Consider the following 12,589-nt stretch of genomic DNA (forward strand, 5'->3'; position numbering starts at 1 on the left):
CCGCCTTTCTCAATCGGTGAGTTGGTTTCCGACCACCGACACGAAGGAGACACATTCGCCCGGCCCGCCGCCCAGGTTGTGCGTGAGGGCCAGCGATCGCCCTTCTGCCAGTGTCCGGACCATGCGCTCCGGCGGTGCCTCGCCCCGCAGCTGGAGCCAGGCCTCGAACATCATGCGCAGGCCCGACGCTCCGATGGGGTGACCGAAGGCCTTCAGTCCCCCGTCCGGGTTGACCGGCAGTGAGCCGTCCAGGTCGAAGGCCCCGCTGGTGACGTCCTTCCATGCCTGGCCGCGCTCGGAGAAGCCCAGGTCCTCCATCAGCACCAGCTCCGTGGGCGTGAAGCAGTCGTGGACCTCGGCGAGCGCGATCTCGGCCCGCGGGTCGGTGACTCCGGCCTGCCGGTAGGCCTCCTGGGCGGACGCGACGACCTCGGGAAAGGTGGTGAAGTCGTACTCCGGGTCGAGGAGCCCGTCCGCCGGTCCCGCGACGAAGGACAGCGCCTTCACGAAGATGGGCCTGTCGGTGTACTTGTAGGCGTCCTCGGCCCGTACGACGATCGCGGCGGCCGAGCCGTCGGAGACCCCCGAGCAGTCGAACACGCCGAGCATGCCCGCGACGATCGGCGCCGACCGGATGCGCTCCAGCGGCACCTCCTTGCGGTACTGGGCGCGGGGGTTGCGGGCGCCGTTCACGTGGTTCTTCCAGGCGATGCGAGTGATGACGTCCTTCAACTCCTCTTCCGACAGGCCGTACTTGGCGGCGTAGGCGGGTGCGAGGAGGGAGAAGTTGGCGGGCGCGGTGATCTCGCCGCGGCTGTCGTCGCCCGCGCCCGGCATGGTGGTGCCCGAGAGCCCGGACATCCCGGAGTCCTTGAGCTTCTCCACGCCGACCGCCATGGCCACGTCGTACGCGCCTGAGGCGACCGCGTAACAGGCGTTGCGCAGCGCCTCGGAGCCGGTGGCGCACATGTTCTCCAGGCGGGTGACCGGCTTGTACTGCAGATGCAGCGGCCTGCTGAGGGTCAGGCCCGAGACGCCGGACGCCTGGGTGCCGAGCCAGAACGCGTCGATGTCGTCGATGGTGATACCGGCCGAGGTGACGGCCTCGCCGACGGCGTCGATCAGCAGGTCGTCGGCCGAGCGGGTCCAGTGTTCACCGAAGGTCGTGCAGCCCATGCCGACGATCGCGACCCGGTCCCGGATTCCGTGCGAGCTCATCCGTGTGTCTCCTCGGTCTGGTCGGTGTCGCCCGTGCGCACCGGCCGGGCCTTCCAGAAGTAGTTGTGGACGCCGGACGCGGTGACCGTGCGCCGGAACGTCATCTCCACCCGGGCGCCGATGACGGCGTCGGCCTCGGTGGCGTCGGTGAGCTGGCAGCGGAACCGGCCGCCGCCGTCGTAGTCGACGACCACGACGAGCATCGGCGGACTCGGCGTGTGCGCGAGCCGGTCCACGGTGAAGGTGGCGACGGTGCCGCGCACGTGCTCCATCGGCTCGTCGGTCATGGCGTCCACGCTCCGGCAGGTCACGCAGACCCGGTCCGGCGGCAGATGCCGGGTGCCGCACTTCTCGCAGCGGGAGGCGACGAAGCCGTACTTCCAGCCTCCCCGGCGGTGCGCGGGCGGGGCGTAGGGCGGCTCGGGGTCCGGCCGGCGGGGCGGCTCCCGGTCGAGGAGCCCGCGCCAGGAGAGGTACGTGGCGTACGGGACCGGGGCGCTGCCCGCGGCGATCTGGGCGGCGACCGGGCGGGCGCCGCGGTGTGTCGTCAGCGCCTCGGTGGTGCGCAGCAGGAGGACTCCGGCGCCGTCGCCGAGCACGACCAGCGCGATGGTCTCGCCCGGTCGGGCGCGGTCGAGGACGTCGGCGAGGAGCAGTCCGGGCTGGGCGGTGCCCGCGTTGCCGATCGCCCCGGTGAGGTCCGGGGTCACCGCCTCGGGGCGTACGCCTGCCGTGCGCCGCACGGTCGCACAGGCCCGCGCGTGCAGTCCGGAGACGACGAAATGGTCGATCACGCTTATGTCCAGGCCCGCCTGGTCGAGCGCGGCGCCGAGCGCCTTGCCGGCCAGGGACACGTAGATCTCCTCGGCGAACCGCTCCTCCCAGACGCGGGAGTTGGGTGAGCCGGGCAGCCGCCAGCGTTCGAGGATCTCGTCGCTCACGGTGTCGTGGGCGAGCAGCTCCGCGATGACGGGCGCCCCGTTGCGGTGGCCGCCGAACGCGAACGCCGCGGCGCCGTCACCGCCCGCGGCCTCGTCGGATGAGCCGGGCAGCCCGGTGCGCAGGTCGGAGAGGACCGCCAGGGTCGGGACCGGGGAACGGGCCGCGGTCACCAGGGCGCCGAGGCCGGAGCGTACGGAGCCGGCCATGTCGGCGGCGAGGACGTGCTCGTCGAGGCCGAGCGCGGCGTGCACGGCGGTCGCGTTCGTCTTGTCGAGGTAGGCGGGCGCGGCGGTGGCGAGGAAGAGCTGCCCGATGCGGGGGCGCAGCCCGTCGAGGGCCATGGCTCCGCGGGCCGCCTCGACGGCCATGGAGGTGGTGTCCTCGTCGTAGCCCGCGACCGCCCGGGTCCCCTTGCCCGCCTTGGTGCCCAGTACCGCGGCGACATCCGTTCGTGCCAGGCGGTGGTACGGCACGTACGCGCCATATGCGATCAGTCCGGCCATCAGCGTCCTCCAGGAGCGTTGAGCGCGTTGTGTGCGTGCGTCGGCCGTTCGAAGACCGCGGCCAGGCCCTGCCCGCCGCCGAGACACATGGTCTCCAGGCCGTAGCGGGCCCCTCGGCGGTCCAGTTCGCGCAGCAGGGTGGCGAGGATGCGGCCGCCGGTGGCTCCGACGGGGTGGCCCAGCGAGATGCCTGAGCCGTTGACGTTGAAGCGGTCGAAGTCGGCCTCGGTCAGGGCCCATTCGCGGGTGCAGGCGAGGACCTGGGCGGCGAAGGCCTCGTTGAGTTCGATCAGGTCCATGTCGGCGAGCTTCAGACCCGCCCGTTCCAGCGCCCTGGCGGTGGCGGGCACGGGTCCGATGCCCATCGTCTCGGGCGGTACGCCCACGACGGCCCAGGAGACCAGGCGGCCCAGCGGGCGCAGCCCCAGTTCGGCCGCACGCTCGGGATGGGTGACGACACAGATCGAGGCACCGTCGTTCTGCCCGCTGGCGTTCCCCGCGGTGACGGTCGCCTCGGGGTCCTGTCGGCCGAGCACGGGACGCAGCGACGCCAGTTTCTCCAACGAGGAGCCGGGGCGCGGGTGTTCGTCGGTGTCGACGACCGTCTCGCCCTTCCGGGTACGTACGGTGACGGGCACGATCTCGTCGGCGAACCGGCCCTCCCGCTGGGCCGCGACGGCCTTCTCGTGCGAGCGCTGGGCGAGTTCGTCCTGCTCCTCGCGGGGGATGCCGTACGCGCGCCGCAGGTTCTCGGCCGTCTCCAACATGCCACCGGGAACAGGGTGGTTGACGCCGCCGGACGTGACCCGGCCGCGGGCCAGCCGGTCGTGCAGCGTGGTGCCCGCGCCGCGTACTCCCCAGCGCACGTCGGTGGTGTAGAACTCGGCCTGGCTCATGGACTCGACGCCACCGGCCAGCACCAGGTCGCTCGCGCCGGTCTGCACCTGCATCGCCGCGGTGATGACCGCCTGCAGCCCGGAGCCGCAGCGGCGGTCGATCTGGAGCCCCGGCACCTCGACGGGCAGTCGCGCGTCCAGGGCGGCCACGCGGCCGATGGCCGGGGCCTCGCCGTTGGGGTAGCACTGGCCCAGCAGGACGTCGTCGACGGCGGCGGGCGGTATGCCGGTGCGTTCCAGCACGGCGCGTACGACCGTGGCCGCGAGCTCGGCCGCCGTCACGTCGCGGAAGACGCCTCCGTAGCCACCGACCGGGGTACGCAGGGGTTCGCAGATCACCGCGTCACGCAAGAGGGCGGGCATCCGTCGTGCCTTTCATGAGGGGTACGGGGCAGGAGGGGACGGGTCAAGAGGTGACTGGTCACTAGGGGACCTGGCACGGAGTGGACGAGGTCACATGTACCGGCCGCCGGTCACCTCGACCACGGTTCCGGTGATGTAGCTCGCCATGCCGGAGGCGAGGAAGAGGACGACCTGGGCGACCTCGGCGGGTTCGCCCGCGCGGGCCATGGGGATCTCGGCGAGTTTCGCGTCCCAGGCGGCCTGGGGCATCGCCTCGGTCATCGCGGTGCGGATGAGGCCGGGCTGCACGGCGTTGACGCGGATGCCGGCCCGGGCCAGTTCCTTGGCGGACGCCTTGGTGAGGCCGACGAGTCCGGCCTTGGCCGCGCTGTAGTTGGTCTGCCCGAAGTTGCCGACCTTGCCGGCGATGGAGGAGATGTTGACGATGCTGCCGCCCTGTCCGTGGGCGCGCATGGCCTCGGCGGCGTACCGGGTGCCGTTCCAGGCGCCGGTGAGGTGGACGTCGACGACGGCGCGGAAGTCCGCGAGGGCCATCTTGCGCAGGGTCGCGTCACGGGTGATCCCGGCGTTGTTGACCATGACGCCGACCGGTCCGAACACGTCGGTGCCATGGGCGACGAGAGCGGCCGTCTCGTCCTCGTCGGTGACGTCGCAGCGCAGCGAGGTGGCGGCCACCCCGTTCTTCGCGAGGCGTTCGGCGGCGTCCGCCGCGGCGTCCTCGTTGATGTCACCGATGACGACGGACGCGCCCGCACCGCCGAGCACGCCGGCGATCTCGAAGCCGATGCCCTGTGCGCCGCCGGTGATCACAGCGTTCCTGCCGTCCAGCAGTCCCATGTCAGCCCGCCCTGGCTCGTCGCTATTCCTCTTAAATAGATAACCTATTACACTGAAACAATCAATACCGCGATGGGGCGGCCGAGCGCAGGAGGCACTACAGGTGGACATCACCTATCCCCCGGAGACCGAGGCGTTCCGCACCGAGGTGAAGGCGTACCTCGCCGACGCCCTGCCCGCCGACTGGAAGGGCATCGGCGCCCTCGACGAGGAGGCCGCCTGGGCCTTCGCCCGCGACTGGCGGCGACGGCTCGCCGAGCACGGCTTCCTCTCGCTCACCTGGCCCGAGGAGTTCGGCGGGCGCGGCCTGTCCAAGCTCCACCAGGTCGTCCTGATGGAGGAACTGGCCCTGGCGGGCGTGCCGTTCGGTCTGCCGCAGGACACCTTCGGCGTGAAGATGCTGGCGAACACGCTGCTGCGCTGGGGTACGGAGGAACAGAAGAGTCACTTCCTGCCGCGCATCCTCAGTGGCGAGGACACCTGGTGTCAGGGCTACTCCGAGCCGGACGCGGGCTCGGACCTCGCCTCCCTCAGGACGCGCGCGGTGCGCGACGGCGAGGAGTGGGTGATCGACGGGCAGAAGGTGTGGACCTCCGGCGCCCACCACAGCGACTGGATCTTCGTCCTGGCCCGCACCGACCCCGACGCCTCCAAGCACCGCGGCATTTCGTTCCTCCTCGTGCCGCTCGACCAACCCGGTGTCGAGGTACGGCCGTTCCGCATGATGAGCGGCCAGCTCCATTTCAACGAGGTCTTCTTCAACGGCGCCCGCACCCGGGCCGACCTCGTCGTGGGCGGTGTCGACAACGGCTGGACGGTCGCGCAGAGCCTGCTGGGCGTGGAGCGCGGGGAGGAGGCGGCGACCAACCCGATCCTCTTCCGGGCGGAGGTCGAACGCCTCGTCGAGCTGGCCCGCCTGTACGGCAGGGACCAGGATCCGGTGATCCGGCAGCGGATCGCCTGGTGCTGGTCCAAGGTCGAGATCATGCGCTTTCTCGGCTACCGGATCCTCACCGGCTGGCTCAAGGGCGCCGAGCCCGGACCCGAGACGTCGATCGCCAAGCTGTACTGGAGCGAGTACCACACCAAGGCCACCGACCTGGCGATGGACATCATGGGGTTGCACGGGCAGGTGCCGGTCGGGAGGCCGCCCCTGCGTACGTATCGCGCCGATGATCCCGGGGCCGCGAACTCCTCGGCGTCCTGGTCGACGACCTACCTCATCGCCCGTTCCGGCACGATCTACGCCGGGACGTCCCAGGTGCAGCGGAACATCCTCGCGGAGAAGGTACTGGGGCTTCCGCGCGAGCCGAGGGCTTGATCTCGCCCCCGCCGCCCCTACCCGTTCCCGTCACCACTCGGGGGCTCCGCCCCCGAACCCCCGCTCCTCAAACGCCGGAGGGGCTGAATTTCAGCCCGTCCGGCGTTTGGGGCGAAAACTCACCTACGCCCCTCCGAACGCCTCCACCCCCGGAACCGGCCGCGGACCCTCCCCCGGCCGCCACCCCGCATCGAGCTTGCGCAGCCCCACCCCGCCCGGCGCCCAGATGTGGCAGCTGTTCAGCACGCCCGCCGTGGAGCGCGGATCATGGGACGGCTCACCGGCATCACGCCGACGCGCGTTCGCCGAGATGGCCGCCTGGACGACGGCGGGGCCAAGGGCACGGGCCAGCTCATACAGGTGCGAGCAGCCGGACACGCCTCGGAACCGCTCCTGGATCGCCCGGTTGTACCCGGCGGCAACGCTCAGCCCGACAAGTCCGTCGAAGACGGGGCTGATCAGCGGACACTCGGCATGCGGGAAGGTGCGCATGTCCGCGCCGGCGTGCACCACGACCATGTCGGAGAGGCGGACACGCACGACGAGCACCATCCGGTGGACGACATGAGCCGGCACCTCCGCCCGGGGCCGCTCGTCACACAGCACCGCCTCGACGGAGATCTCGTCGCCGTCCTCCTCGTAGGCGGACACAGTGATCGTGCGCCGGTGCAGCGGCAGTTCGGTTCGCGTCATGACGAGGCCTCCTCCCGGAGCACCGAAGATGTCTCCGGTGCCGGGGAGCTCTCCTGCGCCGGGGATGCCTCCTGCGCCGATGTCGCCCCGAGGCCCGCGAACTCCGGCTGTCGTCGCTCGATGAAGCTGCGTACGCCCTCGCGGTAGTCCGGCGCCCGCTTCGCCGTGGCGAGCAGCGCGGCCGCGCTGTCGCGGCTCTCGGTGAAGCTCCGCGACTGGTCGTCGGCGAGCTGCCGCTTGATGAGGGACATCGCGTACGGGCTGGCAGAGGAGGCCAGCCGGGTCGCGTACGCGATCGCCGTCGGGAGCAGTTCCGCCGGCTCGACCAGGCGGTTGACCAGGCCCATCACCAGGGCCTCCGTGCCGGTGATCCGGCGTGAGGACAGCAGCAGGTCGCTCGCGTTCCCGTAACCGACGAGCCGGGGCAGGATCCAGGACACGCCGTCCTCCGCCACCAGGCCGCGCGCGCTGAAAGCGGCGGCGAACTTGGCGTCCGGTACGGCGAACCGCACGTCGCACATCAGCGCCTGGTTGAACCCGATTCCGGCGCAGGCGCCGTTGACGGCCGCCACGAGGGGTTTCGGAAAGGACATGGGCCGGGTGCGCGGCGGCAGCTGGTCGGTCGGCCACGGGGTCGCGCCGGAGGACGCCGCGTCGAGCACGCTCATGTCCATGCCGGGGCAGAAGCTGCGCCCCGCCCCGGTCAGCACGACGGCCCGAACCGCCGGATCCGCCTCGGCGCGGTCGAACAGCTCGTTGTAGAGCAGCTCCATCTCCAGCGTCCAGGCGTTGTGCCGCTCGGGCCGGTTCAGGGTGAGGATCATGACCCCGTCGTCGGTCAGCTCGGTGAGGATCACCGGGGTCGGGTTCTCGGTCATCGAGGTCACTCCACGGGCCCGCGTTGGATTTATAGCTAGATGAATCATCTATATACCCAACGGCGGCCCGGACGCCAGACCAAGTCCCGCACGGACAAGATCACTCACCCCTTGACCTGGTACCCTCGATGCACTAAGACGATTCATTTTGCTATATGAGGAGCCCACCGTGGCTGAGGCAGCCCGCGCAGAAACGCCGATCGTGCCCGCGCCCTCCCGCGGCCCCGTCGGACGCCAGGTGCGCGTACCGAAGACGGCCGAACTGGTCGCCGGACACCTGCGCCGCCAGATCGTACGAGGTGAGCTGAAGCCCGGCGACGCGTTGCCGCCGGAGTCGGGGCTGATGGAGCAGTTCGGCATCTCGCGGCCGACCCTGCGCGAGGCCTTCCGCGTCCTGGAGTCGGAGTCCCTCATCACGGTCCGACGTGGAGCGCACGGCGGCGCCAGGGTGAGCGCGCCCGACTCCGACGTCGCGGCCCGCTTCGCCGGCCTGATCCTGGAGTACCGCGGCGCGACCCTCGGGGACGTCTACCGGGCGGCGGCCCTGATCGAGCCGCCGTGCGCGCGCCAGGTCGCCACCAAGCACACGCCGGACGACATCAAGCGGCTGCGCGACGCGGTGGCGGCCGAGAAGTCCGTCCTGGACAGCCCCCTGGCCCTGGTGGACGCGCAGGACGCGTTCCACGCCCTGCTGGTCGAGCTCACCGGCAACCAGACCCTGATCCTCCTGTGCGGCATGCTGCGCAACATCATCGACCGGGCCAACGCCTCGTACACCGCGGCCGCCACCGACGCCGAGACGCAGAAGACGCAGGCCCTCAAGGGGCACCGGGCGCACGTCCGGCTGGTCGGCCTGATCGAGGCCGGCAAGGCGGACGAGGCCGAGAAGCTGTGGCAGCGGCACATCTCCAGCGCCGACGACGTCGTCAACGCACTGGGCCCGAAGACGGTTCTGGAGCTCATCGACTGACCGCCCGAACACCCGCCTCCCATCCTCTCTTGCGTTCTCCAAATAGTTAGATAATTATAGGAGGCGTACTGAATGGCTTCAGGGTGGAGGCGACGGCCATGGCCGAACAGCGCAAGCGGATCTTCGACTGCGATCAGCACATGTACGAGGAGCGGGACTCCTTCACGCGCTACCTTCCGAAGGAGTTCCTGGGCCAGGCAGTGGCCCCGGTGACCCTGCCGGACGGCCGTGAGGTCATCCTCGCCGGCGACCGGATCGTGGTCTGTCTGGAACCGGAGTTCGGGCAGGTCTACCGGCCCGGCTCGCTCAAGGAGATGCTCAAGGCGATGGCCTCGGGCAACCCCGACGAGACGTACCAGTTCGAGCCGATGCACGAGTCGTACCAGAACCGCGACGCCCGGCTGCGCGTGATGGACGAGCAGGGCCTGGACCAGACGATCATCTACCCGGGCGGCTGGGCGCTGGTCGCCGAGGAGTACGTACAGGGCATCGAACCGCTCTACGCCAACTACCACTCGTTCAACCGCTATATGAACGAGGTGTGGGGCTTCAACCACAAAGACCGCATCTACTCCCCCGCCCTGCTGTCCCTGCGCGACCTGGACAGTGCGGTGAAGGAGCTGGAGTTCGTGCTGGAGCAGGGCGCCCGGTTCATCATGCTGCCGACCGGCCCGCAGTACGGCCGCTCGCCCGGGGACCCGTACTTCGACCCGTTCTGGAAACTGGTCAACGAGGCCAAGGCCAGCGTCTGCTACCACATCAGCGAGTTCTACTACAACTCGAACGTCGCCCCGGCCTGGGGCCACGACGCGAGCCCGATCCACTTCCGGATGTCCGCGTGGCAGTGGATGAACACCTACGGCCAGCGTCCGATCGAGGAAACGCTGTCGGCGCTCATCTTCGACAACCTCTTCGGGCGCTTCCCCGACATCAACGTCCTGGTGTCCGAGTTCGGCGCCGAGTGGGTGCCGCACTTCGTCCGCCACATGGACAAGAGCCGCGGCATGGGCCGCAACGGCCCCTGGATCGGCGGGCAGTTGGCCGAGCGTCCCAGCCAGGTCTTCCGCAAGCACATCCGGGTGGTGCCCTACCCGGAGGACGACATCCCGAGCCTGGTGAAGCGGCTCGGCTATCACGAGTCCATCGTGATGGGCTCGGACTTCCCGCACGCGGAGGGCATCGCCAACCCGGCCGACTACCGCAAGCTCCTCGCGGAGCTCGACGAGTCGGTCCAGGACGACATCATGTACAACAACGCCCAGCAGCTGATCAGCCGTTGAGCCTGGCGGTCGACGTGAGTGAGCCCGGTACCGATGTCGGTACCGGGCTCAGTCAGTAGGACATGCCACTCGGAGATTCGGTCCGCGCTCAGTCGGCGAGATCGGCCGCGAGGTTGGCCAGGTTGGTGAGCAGGGCCGTGCCGCGCCACGAGTGGTCGTAGCCCGCGAGCGGATAGCCGTTGCTCAGGCAGGCGAAGGACAGGCCGGACTCCGGGTCCATGAAGCCCAGTTGGTACGCGGCGCCGGCGCTGCCGAAGAGCAACGGTGAGCCGGTGGAGGGCAGTTGGCTGCCCGCGTCCGGTCCTGCCACGGTGACGAACAGCCCCATGCTCGTACGCCGCCCACTGCCGCCCCCGTAGATCTGCTCGCCGTGCGGGTGCTCGGTCAGGCGGATCCGGGTGCCCTCCGCCACCGCTTCCGGCTTCCACAGGTCCGAGTGCTCCAGCGCCTGGAAGTACAGGGCGACGTCGGCGGCGGTGGCGACCAGCGCGTGACTCGGCTCGCCGGCCGCGAGCACGCGCGGGTCGGACAGGTACCAGGGTCCCCAGGGGTCGGGGTCCTGGCCGTCGTCCGTGCGGTCGGTGGCGAGCATCGGGGCGACGGTTCCGGGCTGCCGGTCGACGGGAACGCCGAGCTCGATCGAGGACAGGCCCAGCGGGCGGGTGATCCGCTCGTGCAGGTACTCGGCGAAGGCCAGGCCCGTACGCCGCTCGACGATCTCGGCGATCAGCCAGGCCGCCGAGGTGAGGTGGAACTGGAAGCGGCTGCCCGGCGGGGAATCGAGCCGCCAGCGGCCGAACGCGGCGAGCCGCTGCTCACGGTCGAGCATCTTCGGGTACCCCAGCGGCGCGAAGGGGAAGCCGGCGGTGTGCGTGAGGACCTGCTCGACCGTCACGGCCTCCTTCCCGTTGGGCGCGAACTCCGGGATGATCGCGGCGACTTGCTCGCTCACGTCCAGCAGTCCGTCGCCGATCAGCTTCCACACGGCGCCCGCGACGATCGACCGTCCGACGGACTGCAGGACGTACCGGGTATCCGGTCGGGCGTCGCCCCAGGTCTCGAAGGCCACCAGCCGGCCGCCCCGGGCGACGGCGACCTGCGCGGACGGCAGCGGTCCGTGGTCGACCTCCAGCCGGATCCTGCGCAGCAGGACGTCGAGCCGGTGCGGGTCGACGCCGACGCTCTCCGGGGCGACGACGGAGTGGTCGGGCGTCATACGAGTCTCCCTTGTTCTGCGGTGTTCTCCGGCGGTTCCCGCAGGCCGCGGCGTACGACCTTGCCGTTGGCGTTGCGCGGCAGCTCGTCCACGAACCACCAGCGGACGGGCACCTTGAACCCGGACAGGCGGTCGCGGGCGTACGTCCTGAGGGCAGCCGGTTCCGGTGGGTCGTCACGGTGGGACGGTACGACGAAGGCGACGACGGTCTGGCCCAGCCGGTCGTCCGGCGTGCCGGTGACCGCCACGTCCGCGATGCCGGGGTGCGCGGCGAGAACCGTCTCCACCTCCAGCGGGTGGACGTTCTCGCCACCTCGGATGATCATGTCGGTTCGTCGGCCGGACAGGTAGAGGTAGCCGTCCTTCGACACCTGGCCCAGGTCGCCGCTGTGCAGCCAGCCCTCGTCGTCCACGCGGAAGAGATGGTCGGCGCGGGCGTGGATCTCGCCGATCCCGTCCGGCCCCGCGTCGCGGACCCGCAGTTCGACACCGGGGGCGGCCCGTCCGACGGACCGCAGCAGTGCGGTGTGTCCGGCGACCGCCTCGCGGTGGTCCTCGGGGGTGAGCACGCTGATGGGCGAGCCCTCGGTCTGGCCGAACATGTTGAGCATGCGGACACCGGGCATCGCCTCGTACGTGCGCCGCAGTGTGCCGGGGCGGATGGGCGCGCCGCCGTACTGGAGGACGCGCAGCCCTTCGTGGCGGGCCTGACCGGCCGCGAGCAGTGTCTCCAGCATCGCGGGGACCATGCTGGTGTGGCTGGTGCCGAGCTCCCGCAGCAGGGCCCAGCCCTCGACGGTGAAGCGGGGCAGGCCGGTGATCAGCGCGCCGGCGGCGAGGGCGACGGCGATGTTGCCGAGGCCCGCGATGTGGTGGAAGGGCGCGCTGCCGCCGTAGAAGCTGTCGGGGTCCAGCGCGCAGAGTCGGCCGTTGACGTGTGCGCGGGCCGCCAGCCGCCGCTGTGTCATGGGTACGGGTTTGGGGGTGCCGGTCGTCCCCGAGGTGTGCAGGACGGCGGCGAGCGCGTCGGGCTCGGCGGTCAACGCCCGGCCGCTCGGCCGCAGTTCGGGGACCACGACGGCCGGGCAGCCGACCAGTTGGCCGACATGCTCACCGAGTTCGGCGAACTCCGGCTGGGCGAGGAGGAGTTGTGACCCCGATGCCTCGACCACCGCCGCGATCTCGTACGGGGTCGCACGGACGCCGAGCGGGGCGAGCGGGTGGCCCGATCCCGCACCGCCGATCACCAGCGCGAGGGCGTCGGCGGAGGTGGCGATCAGCGCGGGCACCGGCTCCCCGGGGGCGAGGCCGAGCGTGTCCAGCAGATCGGCCGCACCGCCCGCCCGGTCGAGGAGTTCGCGTCCCGTCCAGCTCAGGTCGCGGAACCGGACGGCGGGGCGCGCGTGGTCGTAGGCACGGTTCACCATCGCGGTCCAGGTGGGTCCCGCTACGGCCTTCGGCGTGCCGCCCAC

General features: G+C 70.8%; 11 protein-coding genes. 3 read left to right on the forward strand and 8 right to left on the reverse strand.

What is annotated here, in order from left to right; genetic code table 11:
- Window positions 1-9 precede the first annotated feature (9 nt).
- The 4 genes from ACH4YP_RS36765 to fabG form a co-directional block, all read right to left on the reverse strand.
- Complete coding sequence (locus ACH4YP_RS36765; RefSeq protein ID WP_361072871.1) at window positions 10-1,218, reverse strand: acetyl-CoA acetyltransferase; 1,209 nt, start codon at window positions 1,216-1,218, stop codon at window positions 10-12.
- Window positions 1,215-2,663 carry an OB-fold domain-containing protein gene (locus ACH4YP_RS36770; protein WP_398495257.1) on the reverse strand — a complete coding sequence of 483 codons (1,449 nt, stop codon included), beginning with the start codon at window positions 2,661-2,663 and terminating at the stop codon, window positions 1,215-1,217. The genes ACH4YP_RS36765 and ACH4YP_RS36770 overlap by 4 nt, the downstream gene beginning before the upstream one ends.
- On the reverse strand, window positions 2,663-3,922 hold the full coding sequence (locus tag ACH4YP_RS36775; RefSeq protein WP_361072877.1) for an acetyl-CoA C-acetyltransferase: 1,260 nt from the start codon (window positions 3,920-3,922) through the stop codon (window positions 2,663-2,665). The genes ACH4YP_RS36770 and ACH4YP_RS36775 overlap by 1 nt, the downstream gene beginning before the upstream one ends.
- Before the next feature lie 90 nt (window positions 3,923-4,012).
- Window positions 4,013-4,759: a 3-oxoacyl-ACP reductase FabG gene (gene fabG / locus ACH4YP_RS36780; RefSeq protein WP_361072880.1), complete on the reverse strand. Its 747-nt coding sequence runs from the start codon at window positions 4,757-4,759 to the stop codon at window positions 4,013-4,015.
- Between the two features lie 103 nt (window positions 4,760-4,862).
- On the opposite strand from fabG, the gene ACH4YP_RS36785 reads away from it, so the two are divergent.
- Window positions 4,863-6,080, forward strand: a complete 1,218-nt coding sequence (locus ACH4YP_RS36785; protein ID WP_398495259.1) for an acyl-CoA dehydrogenase family protein — start codon at window positions 4,863-4,865, stop codon at window positions 6,078-6,080.
- 123 nt (window positions 6,081-6,203) lie between these two features.
- On the opposite strand, the gene ACH4YP_RS36790 is transcribed toward ACH4YP_RS36785, so the two are convergent.
- Together ACH4YP_RS36790 and ACH4YP_RS36795 are read right to left on the reverse strand one after the other, a co-directional pair.
- Window positions 6,204-6,773, reverse strand: a complete 570-nt coding sequence (locus ACH4YP_RS36790; RefSeq protein WP_398495261.1) for a DUF2889 domain-containing protein — start codon at window positions 6,771-6,773, stop codon at window positions 6,204-6,206.
- On the reverse strand, window positions 6,770-7,651 hold the full coding sequence (locus tag ACH4YP_RS36795) for an enoyl-CoA hydratase-related protein (RefSeq protein WP_361071728.1): 882 nt from the start codon (window positions 7,649-7,651) through the stop codon (window positions 6,770-6,772). The genes ACH4YP_RS36790 and ACH4YP_RS36795 overlap by 4 nt, the downstream gene beginning before the upstream one ends.
- 169 nt (window positions 7,652-7,820) lie before the next feature.
- On the opposite strand from ACH4YP_RS36795, the gene ACH4YP_RS36800 reads away from it, so the two are divergent.
- On the forward strand, window positions 7,821-8,621 hold the full coding sequence (locus ACH4YP_RS36800; protein WP_398495263.1) for a FadR/GntR family transcriptional regulator: 801 nt from the start codon (window positions 7,821-7,823) through the stop codon (window positions 8,619-8,621).
- Window positions 8,622-8,719: 98 nt separating this feature from the next.
- A complete protein-coding gene (locus ACH4YP_RS36805; RefSeq protein ID WP_398495265.1) occupies window positions 8,720-9,901 on the forward strand; it encodes an amidohydrolase family protein in 1,182 nt (393 codons plus the stop codon).
- Between the two features lie 88 nt (window positions 9,902-9,989).
- Here ACH4YP_RS36805 and ACH4YP_RS36810 read toward each other — a convergent pair whose 3' ends face one another.
- Complete coding sequence (locus ACH4YP_RS36810) at window positions 9,990-11,117, reverse strand: serine hydrolase domain-containing protein (RefSeq protein WP_398495267.1); 1,128 nt, start codon at window positions 11,115-11,117, stop codon at window positions 9,990-9,992.
- Complete coding sequence (locus ACH4YP_RS36815; RefSeq protein ID WP_398495269.1) at window positions 11,114-12,589, reverse strand: class I adenylate-forming enzyme family protein; 1,476 nt, start codon at window positions 12,587-12,589, stop codon at window positions 11,114-11,116. Before ACH4YP_RS36815 ends, ACH4YP_RS36810 begins: the two co-directional genes overlap by 4 nt.

It is taken from the genome of Streptomyces sp. NPDC020747, from assembly GCF_044334695.1.
Classification (GTDB): Bacteria; Actinomycetota; Actinomycetes; order Streptomycetales; family Streptomycetaceae; genus Streptomyces.